Genomic DNA, 17762 nt, shown 5'->3' with positions numbered 1-17762 from the left:
GACGGTGCGCACACGGACGGGTGCGGGAGGCCCCGTTCCCCCGGTAGGCTGAACGCCGGGATCGGGTACCCCCGGTCCGTACCGAGACCCTTCGGGACTGCCTAGATGACGCAACCGCCCCACGGCCAGGTACCGCCCCGCGGAACCGTCCAGCCGCCGCCGGTGCCGGATGCGCAACCGGCTCCCCCGTGGCTGGGTCACCCCCACACCGTCTCCGCGCCCCGGCGCCGCTCCCCCGCGGCGATCATCGGGGTGTGCCTCGGCGCCGTGGCCGTGCTGGTGCTCGGGCTGGTCGCGATCGTGGCGCTCAACCGCCAGGACACCCCGCTCGCGAACCCGAACTACCGCGACGCCCCGTCGTCCCAGGACGCTCCTTCGCAGCTGCCCGGGGGTGCGGGCGCCCCGGCGTCGGCGTCACCCGGCCCGTCGACCGAGCTGTCCACGCCGAGCGCGACCGGCCCGCAGAAGATCCTCAAGCTGGCCGACCACCCGATCCTGCAGGACCCGAACGCCGGGCTGCAGAACCGCGTCTGCACGCTCCCGACCTGGCAGAGCACGCAGGCGGGCGCCGAAGCGTTCTTCACGGCCGCCAGCAAGTGCCTGGACGCCGCGTGGGGCCCGTTCCTCACCGCCTACGGCCTGCCGTTCACGCCGCCGGCGCTGCACTTCCCGACCGGCGCGAGCTTCGAGACCGAGTGCGGCACCATCCAGGTCGGCATCGCGACCGCCGCGTACTACTGCGAGAACAACCTGTACGTGCCCTTCCGCGGCCTGCAGACCGACCAGTACGGCAACAACCCCGGCGTCTACCTGGCCCTGTTCGCCCACGAGTACGGCCACCACGTCCAGGAGGTCGCCGGGCTGATGGACGCGGCCTGGCAGAAGATCTACGAGGCGGGCCAGAACAGCCCCGCCGGGCTGGAGATGTCGCGGCGCAAGGAACTGCAGGCCCAGTGCTTCTCGGGGATGTTCCTCGGCGCGCACGTCGACCAGGGCGGCACGATCAGCCGCGACATGTACAACAAGGCCTGGAACGACCAGGAGACCCGCGGCGACAACACCTCCCGCAGCCACGACCACGGCACCAACGCGCACTACGCGTCGTGGTGGCGGGCGGGCGCGACGAGCAACCGGATCGCCGACTGCAACACCTTCGCGGCGCCGTCGTCCGAAGTCAGCTGACCTTCGCCGGTTTGGCGGCCTTCGGTTTCGGCCGCGGCTTCGGCGGCAGCCGCAGCCAGGTGTAGACGGAGATCCCGCCGGCGAAGCAGGCGAACACCAGCAGCGCGAGCCCGACCGGTCGCCGCGCGTCCGACGCGCCGGCCGACGTGTCCGCCACCCGGACGGTGACCGTGCCCTGGTCCGGCAGCTCGGCCGGGACGCCGACGTCGACGTGCTCGTTCTGGCCGTGACCGCAGCCGTTGAGGGTGCCCTCGTGGGTCTTCCCGCCGACGGTGAACCGCACGGTCTCCACGGGGTCGAGCCGGTCGCACGGCGCGGGCTTGGTGACCTCGGCCGAGACCGGCACGCCGACGTCTTCGTTGCTGATCCCGAGCAGCCCGGGCCCGGCGAGCCAGGCCAGCAGCACGACGAGCACGCCCGCCGCGGCCGGGATCGCCACCGTGGGCCACTTCAGGGCGAGGGGTCGCGGGGGCACCCGGTCATGGTTCCAGATCCGCCGGGCAAAACCCAGGCGCCCCGGGTCCGGTGCGCCCCGAACCGGACCTACCGCTCGATCTTCTCCGTCTGGGTGACCTTCTTGACGTACAGCAGCTTGTCGCCCGGCTCGATGGCGTCGGCCTGCGGCGCGTCGACGCGGTAGAGGACGCCGTCGCGGACCAGGCCGAGGACGAGGTCGGACAGGTGCCGCGGCGACCCGCCCTCCTCCGACGGCTCGACCGGCCGCTCGGCGATCGCCAGGCCGGATTCGGGAGTGAGCAGGTCCTCCATGATGTCCACGACCAGCGGTGTCGACGTCGCCATGCCGAGCAGCCGCCCGGCCGTCTCGCTGGAGACGACGACCTGGTCCGCCCCGGACTGCTTGAGCAGGTGGACGTTCTCCGCCTCCCGCACCGACGCCACGATGTGCGCCTTGGGCGCCAGCTCGCGGGCGGTGAGGGTGACCAGCACGGCCGTGTCGTCCCGGTTCGGGGCGACGACCACCGCGCGCGCGTGCTGCACCGCGGCGACGCGGAGGACGTCGGAGCGGGTGGCCGAGCCGTGCACGGCGACGAGGCCGAGCGCGCTCGCGGCGTCGAGGGCCTGCTGGTCGGTGTCGACGACGACGATCTGGCCTGGGGCGATGTTCTCGTCGCCGAGCAGCGCGTTGACGGCGGACCGGCCCTTGGTGCCGAACCCGACGACGACCGTGTGGTCGCGCACCTTCGTCCTCCACTTCTGGATCTTGAACGCCTGCCGGGAGCGCTCGGTGAGCACTTCCAGGGTGGTCCCGACCAGGACGATGAGGAAGAGCACCCGCAGCGGGGTGATCACCAGCACGTTCACCAGCCGGGCGGACGACGTGGCCGGCGCGATGTCGCCGTAGCCGGTGGTCGAGAGCGAGACGGTCGCGTAGTAGAGGCTGTCGAGCAGGGACAGGCCGTCGCCGTTCGCGTCGCGGTAGCCGTCGCGGTCGAGGTAGACGAGGACCACCGTGGCCAGCAGGGCGAGTGTCGCGCCGATGATCCGCTTCGAGATGGCCCGCAGCGGGCTGACCGTCAGCTCGGGCATCCGCAGGATGCCGACGAGTTCGTGGTCCGGCCGGTCGGTGAGACTGCCGAGCGGCAGCCGCCTCAGTGCCTTCATGCACCGGCTCCCGCGGGCAGGTGTCGAGCGTCACTCACGCCCGGAGGATAGCCGAACCGGGTGACCGGCCGCCGCGTGGAACGATGAGATCATGGCAACCTCGCAACGGCCCGCGCACGTCCTGGCAGGTGCGCTGGGCTTCATGGGCGTCCTCCACTTCGTGGCGCCGAAGCCGTTCGACGGCCTGATCCCGCGCTCGCTCCCGGGCTCGCGGCGCGCCTGGACGTACGGCTCGGGCGTCGCCGAGCTGACGGTGGCGGCCGCCGTCGCCACCCCGCGCACCCGCCGCCTGGGCGGGCTGGCGGCGGCCCTGCTGTTCCTGGGCGTCTTCCCGGGCAACGTGAAGATGGCGGTGGACGCGTCTTCGGCCCCCCTCCCGCAGCGCGCGATCGCGTTCGGCCGGCTGCCGCTGCAGTGGCCACTGATCGCCTGGGCCCTGAAAGTCCGCGACGCCGCCTGACCCGTCCGTACCCAGCCGGACGACACGCGTACCTGCAGGGACGACACGCGTACCTAGCCGGACGACACGCCGGAACTCCGGCCACACCGCCGTGTCGTCCGTCTGGGTACGCGTGTCGTCCATCTGGGTACGCGTGTCGTCCGCCTGGGTACGCGTGTCGTCCATCTGGGTACGCGTGTCGTCCGGTTTCCGTTACGCCTCGGGGAGGTCGCGGAGCAGGCGGCGGATGCCTTCGGCGTCCAGGAGGTCGGCCGGGCGGATCGTGTGGTTCGCGCGGACGTAGTGGAAGGCCGCGCGGACCTGTTCCACCGGGACGTTCTTCAGGGCCGCCCAGGCCATCCGGTAGGCCGCCAGCTGGACCGACAGCACCGGGCGGCGGGACTCCGGCGGGAGCGAGCCCGTCTTCCAGTCCACCACTTCCCAGTAACCGTCGGGATTCCAGAAGACGGCGTCCATGCGGCCGCGCAGGGTGATGCCCTCGACGTCCGCCGAGAACGTGATCTCGACGGCGTGCGGGACGCGCGCGGCCCACTCGCTCTTCTCGAACTGGGTCTGCAGCTCTTCGAGGCCGGGGTCCGGGATCTCGGCGAAGTCGGCGGCGCCCGGGAGGTCGTCGATCTCGATGAGCTGGTCGCCGCCGAAACGGCGTTCCAGCCAGCTGTGGAACTCCGTGCCGCGGCGGGCGAAACTGTTGGGCGCCATCGGGAGCGGACGCCGCAGGTCGGTCGCGAGCCGGTCGGCGTCGTCGGCCAGCGCGACCAGCTGGCTCACCGAAAGCCGTGACGGCAACGGAACCCGCTTGACCTGGTCGTCCTTGCGCGCCCACTCCTCGAGCAGGACGTCGGTGTCGGTGAGCCAGCCGTCGGGATCGTCCTCTTCGGACTCGCCTGATTCGTCGGGAGCGGAAAGCTCCTCGAAGACCAGCTCCACCCCACCCTGGACACCGGTGCGGCGGTCGGCGAGGGGGTCGACCGGCCAGCGGGCCGTCCGCGAATCCGACACCAGCGGGTTTTCGTCGTCGGACGTCGGTTCCGGCGCCCAGTCGGCGAGCTGTCCGACGCCGGTCTCGCGCAGGACGCCGGCGATCTCCGTCAGGAACTCCGACGGCCCCTTCGCCCGGCTGCTGCTTTCGTTCCACCAGTGCCCGGACACGATCAGCGCGTGCTCCGACCGGGTCAGCGCGACGTAGCAGAGCCGCCGTTCCTCCGACTGCTCCCGCTCGACGAACCCCGCCTCGTGCAGCTCCAGTCCTTCTTGGACTTCCTTGCGGTCGTAACCATCCGCGATCCGGAGCTCCGGCAGGTCCTGGGCGTCCCCTCGCAACGCAGCGGGCAGCGACGTCGCCGTCCGCAGCCACGACGACGACCGCCGTCGCCCGGGGAAGACGTCCTGCACCAGGTGCGGCACGGCGACGACCTCCCATTCGAGACCCTTCGCGGAGTGCACGGTGAGCACCTGCACCCGGTCCGGCACCACCTCGACCTCACCCGGGGTGAGCCCGTCTTCGGCGTGCGCCGCGGTGTTCAGGTAGTCCACAAAGGACAGCAGGGTCGCGGTCGGCGCCGTCTCGGCGTAGTCGGTGACGACCTCCGCGAACGCGTCCAGGTGCGCGCGCCCGGCCGATCCCGGGCGGGCCAGCGATTCCACGTCCAGCAGCAGCGTGCGCTCGACGTCGGCGACCAGCTCCGGCAGCGACTGGTCGAGCCGCCGCCGCAGGGCCGCCAGCTCCCAGCCGATCCGCCGGATCCGCCGGTAGCCCTCCTCGGAATACCGCTCCGGCGCACCCGGTTCGTCGATCGCGTCGATCAGCCCGGCCTGCTCGACGCGCTCCACGACCAGCTCCGGACCGTCGGGCTTCTCGGGGCTGGACAGCTCCCCCGCGCGCCGCCACAACGCGGCGACGTCGGCGGCCGCGAGCCGCCAGCGCGCGCCGGTCAGCAGCCGCGCCGCCGCGCTGCCGGAGAGCGGGTCGGCGAGCACGCGCAGCGTCGAGACGAGGTCCGCGACCTCGGGTTCGTCCAGCAGCCCGCCGAGGCCGACGACCTCGACCGGCAGCCCGCGCGCCCGCAGTTCCGCGGCGATCGGCGCCATGTCGGCGCGGCGGCGCACCAGCACCGCAGCGGTCGGCGGCTTGCCGGTCTGCTCCTGCACGGCGTACCAGCGGCGGGCGAGCCCGTCGGCCACCCAGTCGCGCTCGGCGCGGATGTCCGGCAGCAGGGCGCACGCGATGTCCGCCGGCCCGGCGCCTTCCCGCGCCCGCAGCCGTTCGACGCCGAGGCCGCGCGCCCGCAGCGGCTCGGCGATCGCGTTGGCGAGGTCGAGGATCTCCGGCGGGTTGCGGAAACTGGTGAGCAGCCCGAAATCCCGCGCGGGCACGAGCCTTTCCCCGTCATGACGGGGAAAGTCCGTGGTGAACCGGGGCAGGTTGGCCGCGCTGGCGCCGCGCCAGCCGTAGATCGCCTGCGCCGGGTCACCGACCGCGGTGACCGGCATCGGCTGGTTCTCGACGCCGCCGAACAACGCCCGCAGCAGCACGCGCTGGGCGTGCCCGGTGTCCTGGTACTCGTCGAGCAGCACCGCGCCGAACCGCTCCCGCTCGCCGCGCACGACCGACGGGTACCCGCTCGCCAGCTGCGCGGCCAGTGACATCTGGTCGGCGAAGTCGAGCGCGCCCTCGTTGCGCTTGCGCCGGTGGTAGGCCTCGACGAGCGGCAGCAGCGCGAGCCGGAAGTGCTGCGCCGCCATGATTTCCGTGAGCTTCTGCGGCAGCGCGGCTCGCTGCCCCTTGGCGCGCGGCGCGTTCTCGATGACCCGGCACATCCACGACGTGTACTCGGCCAGTTCCTCCGTGGACACCAGGTGTTCGCCGAGTTCTCCGGCGAGGGCCAGCACGTCCGCGGTCACGGTCGGCGGCACACGGTCGGTGTCCAGCTCGTTGTCCCATGTGGACACGACGCGGTGGGCGAGCTGCCACGACGACGTTTCCGACAGCAGCCGGACGCCGGGCTGCACCGGCAGCCGGAGGCCGTGTTCGGAGAGGAGGCGCCCGGCGTAGGCGTGGTAGGTGAGGACGGTCGGTTCCCCGGCGACCACAGTGGACCGCAGCCCGCCGGACGGGTCGAGCCGGTCGAGCAGCCCGGATCCGGCGAGCCGCCGCAGCCGCGCGCGGACGCGTTCGCCGAGCTGGCGCGCGGCCTTGCGGGTGAAGGTGAGGCCGAGGACGCGGTCCGGGCTGACGATCCCGTTGGCGACGAGCCAGACCACGCGCGCGGCCATGGTCTCGGTCTTCCCGGCCCCGGCGCCGGCGACGACCAGCGACGGCTCGACGGGCGCGGATATCACGGTGGCCTGCTCGGGAGTCGGCCGGTGCAGGCCAAGCGCATCAGCGAGCTCAGCAGGCTCAACGGTGTTGGCGATGACAAGGGGGCTCACGCACGCACCTCGCCTACCGGTCGTGGGGGGGGAACAGGGGTTGTTAAAGGTTTGTTCAAAACCACCCGCCCCCCACCCCCCCCCCCCCCCCCCCCCCGCGACCACACGCACACTCATGGGCCCGGCACCTGCCGGCCTTCGGGGCGCAGCGGGCAGCAGCCCCGCGCCGGGCAGCGGTCGCAGTCCACGTTCTCCTGCGCCTGGTAGTCCGGCCCGGCCGCCGAAGCCGCCGCGCCGCGGACCAGGTCCAGCCACTGCTTGCCGCCCGTCTCGTCCATCGGCGGCTGGGACCGTTCCGTCGACCCGGTCTTGTTGTTCGCCTTCGCGACGTACACCAGCCGCGCGCCACCCGGCGCGTTGCGGCCCTCGATCGCGCCCAGCAGCACCGCCAGCTGGTACGCCGCCAGCTGCGGGTGCGCCTCGGCGTCGGCCCCCGACACCGGGACCTTGCCGGTCTTGATGTCGACGATCACCGGCCGTCCCTCGGAGTCCAGCTCGACCCGGTCGACCCGCCCGCGCAGCAGCACCCGGACTTCGTCCTCGCCGCCGGCCGGCAGCTCGACCTCGATGTCCTGCTCGACCCCGGCTTCCTTCAGCTCCGCCCGGCTGCGCTCCAGCCAGGTGACGAAGTTCTGCAGCATCCCTTCGACCCGCCGGCGCTCCCGCTTCGAGAACCACGGCGCCCCGGCGTCGACGCGCACCCACGCGTCGTCCAAAGCGGCCTGCAGCTCGGCGTCGGTGCTGCCGGACGCGACGGCCTGCGCGAGCCCGTGCACCAACGTCCCGGTGACGGCGGCCAGTTGCGCCGGGTCGCTGCCGCCGTGGCGCTCGATCATCCACCGCAGCGGGCACTTCGTCAGGATTTCCACTGTGGACGGTGAGATCCGGATCAGGTCGCCGGGTGGGTGCACCGGTTCGTCGGTGGACGCGGGAAGCAGGCCGTACCACGTCGAAGGGTGGGCGCCGGGCACCTTGGCGTCGGCCAGGCGCGCGAGCTGCTTCGCCGCCCGGCGACGGCGCGCAGGGTCGGCCTTGTCGTCGCAGACGACCTCGCGCAGCTCCCCCACCAGCTCGGCCAGCACCAGCGACCGGCCGGGCGGTTTCATCCGGGAGTCGAGGCCGCCGTCGTCGGCGCCGTTCTCCTCCAGATCGTCGAGGAAGCGGGACGGCTGTTCGTCCTCCCTGGACACCGCCGTGACCAGCAACGTCTGCTTCGCGCGGCTCATCGCGAGGTAGAACAGCCGCCGCTCCTCGGCCAGGATCGGCGCGGTCTGGGAGACGGCGTCGTCGTCCACACCGGACATCAGGTCCTTGAGCCGTTCGACGCCCAGCACGGATCCGCGCAGCCGCAGGTCCGGCCAAGCACCTTCCTGGACTCCGGCGACGGCGACGACCGTCCACTCGCGACCGGCGGCGGAGTGCGCGGTGAGCAGCGAAACGCCGTCGGCCGGGACGGCGGCCGGAGCGAGCGTGTCCCCCGCGATCCGCTGCGCGCCCAGGTAGTCCGCGAAGGACGCGACGCTCGATCGCGGCAGCCGGTCCACATAACGACCGGCCGCGTCGAACAACGCAACGACGGCGTCGAGATCACGGTCGGCCTGCGCACCCAGCGAACCGCCGCGCTCGGTCTGCTTCAGCAGCTTCTCCTGGAGGCCGCTTTCGTTCCACAGCTCCCACAGCACCTGCTCGACGCCGTCACCCCGCGCGACGGCCTGGTGCGTGACGCGCAGCAGGCCACCGACCCGCCGCACCGGCTCGGCCTCGGCGTCGGCCAGCCCGACGAGGATGTCCCCGCCCCGCAACGCTTCCACGAGCAGTTCGTCGCTCGACCGCTGCCCGCCGCCGGCCAGCTCGAGCCGTCGCAGACCGCGGCGCAACCGGCGCAGCGCCAACGGATCCGCGCCGCCGAGCGACGACGACAGCAGCATCTCGGCGAGGTCGATGTCGAGCAGATCCGGCGAAGGCGCCAGCTTCAGCACGGCCAGCAGCGGCCGCACCGCCGGTTGCCGGGCCAGCGGCAGCTCCTCGGTGGCCGACCCGATGGGGACGCCCGCCGCGCGCAAAGCGCGTTGCAGCACCAGGAAAGTCCGCGCCGGCGACCGGACGAGCACGGCGATCTCCGACCAGGGCACGCCGTCCACGAGGTGGGCGCGGCGCAGCTGGTCGGCGATCCAGCTGGCCTCGGCGGCGGGCGTCGGCATCACGCGCACCCGGACGTTGCCCCCGGTGGCGCTCGCGGGCGTGACGATCTTGCGGTGCTGCGACAGCCCGGGCAGCGTCGCACCGATCTTCGCGACCGCCACCCGCACCGCCGGGGCGAGCCGGTGGGACGTCGTGAGCGTGATCGTCCGGCTGCCGTCCGGGTCGGCGTCGGCGAACAGGCTCGCGTCGGCGCCGCGGAAGGAATACACGTTCTGGTCGGGGTCGCCGGCCACGACGAACTCGGCTGCGGTGTGCCCGATCATCCGGACCAGGCTGGTCTGCAGCGGGTCGAGGTGGTGGGCGTCGTCGACGAACAGGTGCCGCACGCGGGTGCGCTCCCGTTCGCGCAGCTCGTCGTCGTCCTCCAGCGCGAGCAGCGCGGAGGTGACCAGCTCGGCGGCGTCCAGCGCGGGCGCGCTCGCCACGCCCAGCGCGTTGCCGCCCGCCCCCTGCAGCTGCGTGACCTCCTCGTACTGCGCCCAGAAGTGCCCGGCGGCGACCCACTCCTCACGGCCGCGGCGGCGGCCCAGCTCGGCGAGGTCCGCCGGCCCGAGCCCGCGCTCGGCCGCGCGCATCAGCAGGTCGCGCAGCTCCTCGGCGAAGCCGGGCACCATCAGCGCCGGGCGTAGCTGCTCCGGCCACTCCTCGGCGCCCTCGTCGAGGTCACCGGCGAGCAGCTCGCGGACGACGACGTCCTGTTCGGCCCCGGCGAGCAGCCGCGGCGGCGGGAGCTCCTCGCCCATCGCTTCGAGCCGCAGCAGTGAATACGCGTACGAGTGGACGGTCCGGACGAGCGGCTCGCGGACGGTCCGGGGCAGCGGCCGCGCCAGGTCGGGGTCGGCGGTGAGGCCGCGGGTGATGTCGGCACGCAGCGCGTCCGCGGCCTTGCGCGACGTGGTCAGCACCAGCACGCTCTCCGGGTCGGCGCCCTCGGCGATCCGGCGGGTCGCGGCCGACGCCAGCAGCGTCGTCTTCCCGGTGCCGGGACCGCCGAGCACACGCAGGAAACCGGCGGGTGCGGAGAGTACCCGGCGAGCACCGGAATCCCAGGTGAACGTGGGTGTGTCGAGGATCGGCGTGCGCACCAGCCGCGCGTTCGCCGGTCCTGTTCGCCTCCCGTTCACCCCGCGATGGAACCACGTCCGGAGTAACGGGTGCGGCACCGGCACGGCTTAACGAGGGGCGCGTTCGGTGAAGGTCACCGCCGGTGCGACAGGCGGCTACCGAAACTGTCGTACCCGTGCGGCAGAGTGGTGGCATGGACGACGTTCTGCACGAGCGGGTGCGGGAGATCATCGAGTCGGTGCCGGCCGGCACGGTCGCGACGTACGGCGACATCGCGGCGCTCTCCGGCGCGCCCTCCCCGCGGATGGTCGGCGCGATCCTCGCCGAGGACGGGCACGACCTGCCGTGGCACCGGATCCTGCGCGCGAACGGGACACCCGCGCCGCACCTGCTCCACGACCAGCTGGAGCGGCTGCGGGCGGAGGGTGTGCTGGCCGACGGCGAGCGCGTCGACCTGCGGAAATACCGCTGGAAGCCGGAAGGTGAGGAGGATCCCGGGCCGGAAGGGCTGTTCTGACACTCGTCGATCAGGTTAGCCTCACCTAATGACGACGCAGGTGGAGCGACCGGCACTGACCTACCACCGGGCCCGCGTGACGACGGTCCGGCCGATCACGCCGCACATGGTGCGCGTGACGTTCGAGGCGGCGACCTTCGCCGACGTGCCCGCCGGGGCGCCGGACCAGTACGTCAAGGTGTTCTTCCCGCGGCCCGGCCAGGAGACGCCGGAGCTGCCGGAGACCGCGTCCGACGTTCTGTCCTGGCACCGCACGTACCTGGCGATGCCCAACGACGTCCGCCCGCCGATGCGCACCTACACCGTGCGCGCGCACCGGCCGCGCTTCGCCGAGGTCGACGTCGACTTCGTGCTGCACGGCGACACCGGCCCGGCTTCGGCGTGGGCCGCCCGGGTCGCACCCGGCGACCGCGTGGCCTTCCTCGGACCCCACGGCCTCTACGACGTCCCGGACGGCACCGGCTGGCAGCTGCTGACCGGCGACGAAACGGCGTTGCCCGCGATCGGCGCGATCATCGAGCGGCTCCCGGCCGACGCACGGCTTTCGGCGTACATCGAGGTCTCGGCGCGCGAAGAGCGTCAGACGTTCGAGACGCGCGGAGTGGTCGAAGTCCACTGGCTGCTTCGCGGGGCGCGCCCGCACGGAGAGGCGTTGCTGGAGGCGGTCCGCGCGGCGAATTTCCCGGGCGGGACGCCGTACGCGTGGGTGTCGGGCGAAGCGGGCGTGGTCAAGCTGGTGCGGCGCCACCTCGTGCGCGAGCGGGGCGTCGACAAGCGGCGGATCTGCTTCACGGGCTACTGGCGGCTCGGGATGAGCGAGGAAGCGGCGAGCCGGGAGTCCCTGCGCGCGGCGGAGGCGGGCGAGGTCCCCGAGGACTGAGTCGCAAGTGCAACCCTGGGGTTGCATCACTTTCCGGCATGTGCAACTCTGGGATTGCACATGAGCCGAAGGAGTGCACCGATGATCAGCGACAGCATCGAACGCGAGATCGTGATCGCCGCCGAGCCGGCCAAGGTCTGGCCGCTGGTGGCCGAGCCCGGGTTCTGGGCGACCGACGACGAAACCATCCAGGGCACCATGGCCGAGGAAGGCCAGACCCTGGTCGTCACGCACTCGGAACACGGCGAGTTCCCGCTGCGCGTGGAGAAGGTCGACCCGCCGAACTACCTCGCCTACCGCTGGGTCAGCGCGTTCCCGGGCGAGGAACTGCGCGAGGACAACTCGACGCTCGTGGAGTTCTGGCTGACGCCCGAGGGTGACGGCACGCGCCTGCGCGTCGTCGAGAGCGGCTTCGCCGGCCTGCCGACCTCGGACGACAACCGCCGCAACGTGATCAAGGACCACACCGCCGGCTGGGAGCAGTGCTTCACCGCCCTCGCCGCGCGCGCCGAGTGATGGAGCACGACGTCGTCGACGGCGTCCTGGCCGCACTGGCCGATCCGACCCGTCGTCAGCTGCTGGACCTGCTCGCCTCCCACGGGCAGGCCACCGCGACGACCCTCGCCGGCGGCCTTCCCGTGTCGCGCCAGGCGATCGTCAAGCACCTCACCGTCCTCGGCTCGGCCGGGCTGGTCGGCAGCGTGAAGATCGGCCGCGAGGTCCGGTACGCCGTGCGTTCCGAAGCCCTCGACACCACGGCCCGCTGGATGGCCTCGCTCGCGGCCGACTGGGACCGCCGCCTGGCCCGGATCAAGCGCCTCGCGGAGGCCGCCGAGCAGGACTGAACCCCGTTTGGAGCACCTGATGTCTCTTGTTGCGCTACCCCCTGCCCATTTCACGCCGAGACAGCGCGCCGTACTGGCCGTGCTGCTCGGCGCCGGCTTCCTCCTGTCGATCGACTTCTCGATCCTGAACGTCGCGTTGCCGCAGGTCGGCGCCGGTGTCGGGCTCGGCCTGACGTCGTTGCCGTGGGTCAGCACGGCGTTCGTCCTGCCCGCGGCCGGTTTCACGCTGGTGTGCGGCCGCCTCGCGGACCTCTTCGGCCGGCGCCGGATGTTCCGGTCCGGCATGGCCCTGCTGGCCGCCGCGTCGCTGCTGGGCGGCGTCGCCACGAACCCGGAACTGCTGCTGACGGCCCGGGCCCTGCAGGGCTTCGCCACCGCGATGACGCTGCCCGCGGCCCTGTCCCTGCTGACCACGACCTTCGCCGAAGGCCGGGCGCGCGACCGCGTCCTCGGCCTCAACGGCGCCCTGCTCTCCGGCGGTTTCACCGTCGGCGCCCTGGTCGGCGGCGCCCTCGTCGGCCTGCTGAGCTGGCGCGCGGCGTTCCTCATGAACGTCCCGGTGGCCGTCGCCATCCTCATCGCGACGCCGTTCCTCGTCACCGAATCGACCGTGCCCGGCCGCGCGCGCCCGGACCTGCCCGGCGCCCTGACGGTCAGCGGCGGCCTGCTGGCCCTCGTCTACGCCGTCATCGACAAGAGCGTGCTCGCGGCCGTCGTCGGCGGCGTGCTGCTGACCGCGTTCTGGCTGATCGAACGCCACTCGCCCGCGCCGCTGGTGCCGCCGCGGATCCTGGCCCGCCGCACCGTGAAGTGGGGCAACTTCGCCGGTCTCGTGCTGTTCGCGGTGGAACCCGCGGTGATCTTCCTGACGAGCCTCTACCTGCAGCGGATCCTGGGGCTTTCGCCGTGGGCGACCGGCCTGGTCTTCGGCGTGCCGGGGCTGGCCTCGGTGGCCGCGGGCGTGCTGGCCGGGCGGGTGATCGGCCGCTTCGGCAGCCGTCTCCTGCTGGCCGCCGGGCTCACCGTCGAGGCGCTGGCGACGCTGCCGCTGCTGTTCCTCGGGCCCGGCCGGGGCGCCCTGCTGGTCCTGCTGCCGGCCCTGTTCGCCGGGTTCTTCGGGCACGTGGCCGCGATCGTGGCGTACACCGTGACCGCGACGTCCGGGCTGCCCGACGAGGAGCAGGGCCTGGCCACCGGGCTGACGTCGATGACCCAGCAGTTCGGCATCACCGTCGGCATCCCGGTCCTGAGCGCCGTCGCCGCGACGCAGGCCGCCGAGCTCACCGGAATCCACCTCGCGCTGGGCGTGGCCGTTGCCTGCACGCTGGCCAGCGTCGTCCTGCTCACCGCCAAGCTGAAGGAGTCGTGATGGAGATCGTCGACCGCGCAACGTTCCAGGCCGAGCTGGATCGCTTGCGCACCAGGGAAAAGGCCCACACCCGCGAAGGCGACGCGATCGCCGCGGCCCGGCGGCGGCTGCCGGTGGTCGAGGTGGACGCCGGTCTCGAGCTGCTCGGCCCGGACGGCCCGGTCACCCTGCTCGACGCGTTCGAGGGACGGCGTCAGCTCATCGCCTACTACTTCATGTGGAACCCCGGGCGTCCCGCCGCCGAGCAGTGCGAAGGCTGCACGTTCTACACCAACCAGGTTGCCGAACCGGCCAACCTGCACTCGCGCGACATCACGTTCGCGGTCTTCTCCCAGGGCCGCAACGTCTCGACCGAGCCGGCCGACGCGCAGACGTCGTACGACGAGTCCTTGCGCTACCGCGACTTCATGGACTGGCACCTGCCCTGGTACTCGGCGCAGCCGTCGCTCGACACGCTCCTGGTCGGGCGCGAGACCGGCCTGTTCCACCTGGTCTGCTACCTGCGTGACGGCGACCGCGTCTTCGAGACGTACTGGACGACCCGGCGTGGCGTCGAGGCGATGGACTACAGCTACGCGCTGATGGACCTGACCGTGTTCGGCCGCCAGGAGCAGTGGGAAGACTCGCCGACGGGCTGGCCGCTTGTGCCCGCCGCCGCGAACCGACACCCCCGCCACACCCAGGGGGGCGTGCCCTGCTCCAGTCTATCGGCCCGCCCGGCCTCGGATGGGTGACGCGGCACATCTGTGGATGGCCGGACGCGGTGTGGACAACTCGGGCCGACAGCCACCAAGTCACTTGACAAGTTAAGTCTTGAGCGTCGTGACGAGCAGTTTCACCAGCGCTCCCAGGCGCTGCCGGTCCGGTTGCAGCGTGCGCACCCCGGCCTCTTCGAGGGGCGCCGCCGTCACCGGGCCGACGCACGCGCAGACCACCGGGCCGCGCAACGCCGTCAGCAGCTCGTCGTAGCGGCCGTAGTCCCGCGCCAGGGTCAGGAAGTTGGCGGCCGCAGGGGCGCTCGTGAACGCCAGCGCGTCCAGCTCGCCGGCCACGGCGGCGTCGATCAGGTCGTGCACCGGAGTCACGTCCGGCGGCGAGTACCAGCGGTACGGCTGGACCGCGACCAGCCGCGCCCCCGCCCGCTCGAGCGTCGCGGTGTGCTCCGGCAACGGCGTCCCGTGCAGCTGGACGGCCACGCGTTCGCCCCCGATGCCCGCTTCGGCGAGGGCACCGAACAACTCCGCGTTGGACTCCGAGGCGGCCGAAAAGGACTCTCGCAGCCCGGCACCGCGAAGGGCACCCACGGCTTTCGGGCCGCGCGCGTAGATGCGGGACTCGCCCAGCGCCGTCAGCAGGCGGTCGCGCAGGCCCCAACCGTCGGCCGCGGCCAGCCAGCCGCGGAAGCCCGCGCCGGTCGTGATCGCCGTGAAGCCGACGGGGGACGCCAGCAGTTCGTCGGTGCCCGCCCGCAGCTCGGGGTCGGCGTCCAGGGGGACGATGGTGATCGTCGGGGCGTGGCGGACGTCGGCGCCGTAGCGTTCAAGGGCCTCGATGAAGTCGTCGGCGCGCCGTTCGGCCGTGACGCCGATCGCGACCCCGCTCAGCTCACCCATAGATCGCGCCCATCCCCTCGATCGCCGCCGCCAGCTGCGCCCGCAGGTCCGCGGGCTCGAGGACCTCCAGGTGCGGCCCGAAGCGCAGCAGCTCGCCGATGGCCGGCTCGCCCGGCTCCACCGGCAGCTCCATGGTGAGCCAGCCGGCCGCGTCCGGCTCGTTCCGGCAGTCGCGCAGCGCCCGGGCCCCGACGGAACCCGCGTAGAACGGTACGAGAGCCTGCGCCCGCGGCGACAGCCGCACCACGGCCACGCGCGGGTACATCCGGCGTTCGAACTGCTCGGACCACTCCTGCCAGTAGGCCGCGAGGTCGAAGCCGGCCGGCCGCTCGAACTCCTCGCCGAGGTCGGTCAGCTCCTGGATCCGCGAGATCCGGTAGGTCCGGTCGGTGCCGTCGCAGCGCCCGGCGAGGTACCAGTTGCCGGCCTTGAGGATCAGGCCCAGCGGCTCGACCTCGCGCTCGACGATCCGCTGCCCCCAGCGTTCGTAGCGGATCCGGATGCGGTGCGACGACCACACCGCGTCGGCGACCGACGACAGCGTCGGCAGGCTTTCGATGCCGCGATGCCAGCCCGGGACGTCCAGGTAGAAGCGCTCGGCGACGCGCCCGGCGCGGTCGCGCAGCTCCTGCGGCAAGGCGGCGTAGAGCTTGAGCTGGGCAGCCGCGAGCACCGTGCCCAGGCCCAGCTCGGCCGCGGCCACCGGCAGCCCGGCCAGCGACAGCGACTGCGCCTCCTCCTCGGTCATCCCGGTGAGGCGGGTGCGGTAGCCGTCGACCAGGCGATAGCCGCCGGTCCGGCCCCGGTCGGCGTACACCGGGACGCCGGACGCCGAGAGCGCGTCGATGTCCCGGTAGACCGTGCGGACCGAGACCTCCAGCTCCTCGGCCAGCTCTTCCGCCGTCATCCGGCCGCGGTTCTGCAGCAGCAGGAGGACGGAGAGGAGGCGGCTGGCGCGCATCTCGGAATTATGACCCAAAAACCTGACACGAGCTGACAGGTATCTCCGGCAGGGTGGCTCTCATGAACGCATTCACCATGAAGAACTGGGAAGAGAACGTCGTCAGCGGCACTGAGGGCGGACCGCGGGTGGCTTACGCGCACGCGTCGATGGCGTACGAGGGGGTCATCGAGGGTGAATCGGTCTGCGACCTGCTGCTGTACTACGCGGGCGAGGGGTACGACAGCGGCACGACGACGTCGCCGAGCCTCGAACGCTTCGACGGCAAGGTCGACGGTCGCGAGGGGACGTTCATCGTGCGTCACGAGTTCACGTTCGACGCCAAGGGCATCGCCTCGACGTTCACCGTCGTCCCGGGCTCGGGCACCGGCGCGCTGGCCGGGCTCACCGGGTCCGGCACGGTCGGCGGTGCGATGGGCGAGGAGAAAATGGGGTACACCTTCGAGTACACGATCTAGGAGTCGCAGGTGGACCGTCGTCAGGTACTCGCCTACCGCATCGCCGAGCACGGGCTGCACCGGTCCGCCCGGGACGTGGCGGATCTCGCCGTCGTCCGGGCCGGGCTGCAGGACAGCATGCGCGACACGGCACTGCTGGCCGCCGTGGCCCGGGTGCCGTCCGCGTCCCTTGTGGACGACGACCGCCTGGTGCTGGCCTGGACGTTGCGCGGCGCGCCGCACTACCACCTGCGTGCCGCCCTCGACGAGGTCGCCCGCGCCCTGATCCCCCTGGACGACGCGGACGCGCTGGCCCGGATGCTGTGGCAGCGCCAGGAACTGACGGCGACGGGCCTGGCGGCGGCCGAGGTGGTCTTCACGGCGGCGAAGGCGATCCGCGGCGTGGTCACGTCGGAGATGACGAAGGGCGCGGTGTCGACGGCGGTGACGAAGGTCGTGCCGCCGGAGTTCTCCCGCTGGTGCCGCGGCTGCAACGCGACGCACATCCACGAGCAGCTGATGCGCATCGCGGCTCCCTTGGGCGGCGTCCGCCTGGTCGCGGGCGCGACCCCGGCGACGCTGGCCCCGCTGGAAGGCCGCGGCCGCATGCGCACGAAGCCGGATCCCGCCGCGGCGACGTCGGTGGTCGAGTCGTACCTGCGGCTGAACGGCCCGGCATCCCCGGGCGAAGCGGCGGAGTTCGTGGGGACGGCCCGGGCGGTCGTGGACCGGACGTGGCCGTCCGACCTGGCGGAGGTCCGCGTGGACGGCAAGGTCCGGTACCTGCCCGCTGCGTCTCTGCCGGCCTTGGAGAACCCACCGGAGCCCGACGTGGTGCGGCTGCTGCCGCCGTGGGACCCGTTCATCCAGGCGCGCGACAAGGCCCTGCTGGTCCCGGACCCGGCGCGGCGCAAGGAGGTCTGGAAGATGCTGGGCAACCCCGGAGTCCTGCTGGCGGAGGGCGACATCGCGGGCACGTGGCGCACGAAGGCGAGCGGCGCGAAGCTGAAGTTCACGCTGACGGCGTTCGACCCGCTCCGGCCGGCTTCCCGGGAGGCGGCCGAAGCCGAAGCAGCCCTGGTGGCGACGGCCCGAGGCTTCGAGAAACACGACGTCACCTGGGTCGCGTCGTGAGTGGCCTCAGCGATCATCGAAAGAGGCCTGCCATGATCGAAT

Annotated in this window: 16 protein-coding genes; 10 read left to right on the top strand and 6 right to left on the bottom strand. The window is 72.5% G+C overall.

Translation table 11 applies throughout. The annotated features are described in order from the left end of the window. The first annotated feature begins 105 nt into the window (after positions 1-105). On the top strand, positions 106-1182 hold the full coding sequence (locus ACGFMK_RS16190; RefSeq protein WP_392763039.1) for a neutral zinc metallopeptidase: 1077 nt from the start codon (positions 106-108) through the stop codon (positions 1180-1182). On the opposite strand, the gene ACGFMK_RS16185 is transcribed toward ACGFMK_RS16190, so the two are convergent. Continuing rightward, positions 1175-1621 carry a hypothetical protein gene (locus tag ACGFMK_RS16185; protein WP_392763279.1) on the bottom strand — a complete coding sequence of 149 codons (447 nt, stop codon included), beginning with the start codon at positions 1619-1621 and terminating at the stop codon, positions 1175-1177. The two genes, ACGFMK_RS16190 and ACGFMK_RS16185, sit on opposite strands and share 8 nt — an antisense overlap. Positions 1622-1725: 104 nt before the next feature. Then, complete coding sequence (locus ACGFMK_RS16180; RefSeq protein ID WP_392763036.1) at positions 1726-2805, bottom strand: potassium channel family protein; 1080 nt, start codon at positions 2803-2805, stop codon at positions 1726-1728. A gap of 91 nt (positions 2806-2896) precedes the next feature. Between ACGFMK_RS16180 and ACGFMK_RS16175 the strand changes: the two genes are divergently transcribed. After that, positions 2897-3265, top strand: a complete 369-nt coding sequence (locus ACGFMK_RS16175; RefSeq protein ID WP_392763033.1) for a hypothetical protein — start codon at positions 2897-2899, stop codon at positions 3263-3265. Positions 3266-3457: 192 nt separating this feature from the next. Here ACGFMK_RS16175 and ACGFMK_RS16170 read toward each other — a convergent pair whose 3' ends face one another. Together ACGFMK_RS16170 and ACGFMK_RS16165 are read right to left on the bottom strand one after the other, a co-directional pair. Beyond that, complete coding sequence (locus ACGFMK_RS16170; protein ID WP_392763030.1) at positions 3458-6697, bottom strand: ATP-dependent helicase; 3240 nt, start codon at positions 6695-6697, stop codon at positions 3458-3460. Between the two features lie 113 nt (positions 6698-6810). Continuing rightward, a complete protein-coding gene (locus ACGFMK_RS16165) occupies positions 6811-9984 on the bottom strand; it encodes an ATP-dependent helicase (RefSeq protein WP_392763028.1) in 3174 nt (1057 codons plus the stop codon). A gap of 173 nt (positions 9985-10157) precedes the next feature. On the opposite strand from ACGFMK_RS16165, the gene ACGFMK_RS16160 reads away from it, so the two are divergent. The 6 genes from ACGFMK_RS16160 (at position 10158) to ACGFMK_RS16135 (ending at position 14309) form a co-directional block, all read left to right on the top strand. After that, complete coding sequence (locus tag ACGFMK_RS16160; protein WP_392763025.1) at positions 10158-10481, top strand: MGMT family protein; 324 nt, start codon at positions 10158-10160, stop codon at positions 10479-10481. A 28-nt stretch (positions 10482-10509) separates the two neighbouring features. Next, the gene (locus ACGFMK_RS16155) at positions 10510-11361 is read left to right on the top strand and encodes a siderophore-interacting protein (RefSeq protein ID WP_392763022.1); all 852 of its coding nucleotides are present in this window, start codon (positions 10510-10512) and stop codon (positions 11359-11361) included. Positions 11362-11442: 81 nt separating this feature from the next. Then, a complete protein-coding gene (locus ACGFMK_RS16150; protein WP_392763019.1) occupies positions 11443-11877 on the top strand; it encodes an SRPBCC domain-containing protein in 435 nt (144 codons plus the stop codon). Further along, positions 11877-12206, top strand: coding sequence for an ArsR/SmtB family transcription factor (locus ACGFMK_RS16145; RefSeq protein WP_392763016.1), 330 nt, complete (start codon positions 11877-11879; stop codon positions 12204-12206). Before ACGFMK_RS16150 ends, ACGFMK_RS16145 begins: the two co-directional genes overlap by 1 nt. Before the next feature lie 19 nt (positions 12207-12225). Further along, entirely contained in the window at positions 12226-13575 is a 1350-nt protein-coding gene (locus ACGFMK_RS16140; protein ID WP_392763013.1) for an MFS transporter, read from the top strand. Next, complete coding sequence (locus tag ACGFMK_RS16135) at positions 13575-14309, top strand: DUF899 family protein (protein ID WP_392763010.1); 735 nt, start codon at positions 13575-13577, stop codon at positions 14307-14309. Before ACGFMK_RS16140 ends, ACGFMK_RS16135 begins: the two co-directional genes overlap by 1 nt. Before the next feature lie 72 nt (positions 14310-14381). Here the strand turns inward: ACGFMK_RS16135 and ACGFMK_RS16130 are convergent, their stop codons facing one another. Next, entirely contained in the window at positions 14382-15188 is an 807-nt protein-coding gene (locus ACGFMK_RS16130) for a uroporphyrinogen-III synthase (RefSeq protein ID WP_392763007.1), read from the bottom strand. Continuing rightward, positions 15181-16149 (bottom strand): helix-turn-helix transcriptional regulator, encoded by a 969-nt coding sequence (locus ACGFMK_RS16125; protein WP_392763004.1) that lies wholly within the window; start codon positions 16147-16149, stop codon positions 15181-15183. The genes ACGFMK_RS16130 and ACGFMK_RS16125 overlap by 8 nt, the downstream gene beginning before the upstream one ends. Before the next feature lie 62 nt (positions 16150-16211). Here ACGFMK_RS16125 and ACGFMK_RS16120 point away from each other — a divergent pair, with 62 nt between their 5' ends. Both ACGFMK_RS16120 and ACGFMK_RS16115 read left to right on the top strand, forming a co-directional pair. Continuing rightward, complete coding sequence (locus tag ACGFMK_RS16120; RefSeq protein ID WP_392763001.1) at positions 16212-16607, top strand: DUF3224 domain-containing protein; 396 nt, start codon at positions 16212-16214, stop codon at positions 16605-16607. A 9-nt stretch (positions 16608-16616) separates the two neighbouring features. Then, positions 16617-17720, top strand: coding sequence for a DNA glycosylase AlkZ-like family protein (locus ACGFMK_RS16115; protein WP_392762998.1), 1104 nt, complete (start codon positions 16617-16619; stop codon positions 17718-17720). The last annotated feature ends 42 nt before the right edge of the window (positions 17721-17762 follow it).

The organism is Amycolatopsis sp. NPDC049252 (assembly GCF_043197175.1).
Classification (GTDB): Bacteria; Actinomycetota; Actinomycetes; order Mycobacteriales; family Pseudonocardiaceae; genus Amycolatopsis.
This window is presented reverse-complemented; position numbering and strand designations above follow the sequence as displayed.

Bases quoted from the DNA above. Each gene is read 5' to 3' on its own strand.
- ACGFMK_RS16150 (WP_392763019.1), top strand. From the start codon at position 11,443: ATGATCAGCGACAGCATCGAACGCGAGATCGTGATCGCCGCCGAGCCG.
- ACGFMK_RS16140 (WP_392763013.1), top strand. From the start codon at position 12,226: ATGTCTCTTGTTGCGCTACCCCCTGCCCATTTCACGCCGAGACAGCGC.
- ACGFMK_RS16135 (WP_392763010.1), top strand. From the start codon at position 13,575: ATGGAGATCGTCGACCGCGCAACGTTCCAGGCCGAGCTGGATCGCTTG.
- ACGFMK_RS16175 (WP_392763033.1), top strand. From the start codon at position 2,897: ATGGCAACCTCGCAACGGCCCGCGCACGTCCTGGCAGGTGCGCTGGGC.
- ACGFMK_RS16145 (WP_392763016.1), top strand. From the start codon at position 11,877: ATGGAGCACGACGTCGTCGACGGCGTCCTGGCCGCACTGGCCGATCCG.
- ACGFMK_RS16160 (WP_392763025.1), top strand. From the start codon at position 10,158: ATGGACGACGTTCTGCACGAGCGGGTGCGGGAGATCATCGAGTCGGTG.
- ACGFMK_RS16125 (WP_392763004.1), bottom strand. From the start codon at position 16,149: ATGCGCGCCAGCCGCCTCCTCTCCGTCCTCCTGCTGCTGCAGAACCGC.
- ACGFMK_RS16180 (WP_392763036.1), bottom strand. From the start codon at position 2,805: ATGAAGGCACTGAGGCGGCTGCCGCTCGGCAGTCTCACCGACCGGCCG.
- ACGFMK_RS16120 (WP_392763001.1), top strand. From the start codon at position 16,212: ATGAACGCATTCACCATGAAGAACTGGGAAGAGAACGTCGTCAGCGGC.
- ACGFMK_RS16155 (WP_392763022.1), top strand. From the start codon at position 10,510: ATGACGACGCAGGTGGAGCGACCGGCACTGACCTACCACCGGGCCCGC.
- ACGFMK_RS16130 (WP_392763007.1), bottom strand. From the start codon at position 15,188: ATGGGTGAGCTGAGCGGGGTCGCGATCGGCGTCACGGCCGAACGGCGC.
- ACGFMK_RS16190 (WP_392763039.1), top strand. From the start codon at position 106: ATGACGCAACCGCCCCACGGCCAGGTACCGCCCCGCGGAACCGTCCAG.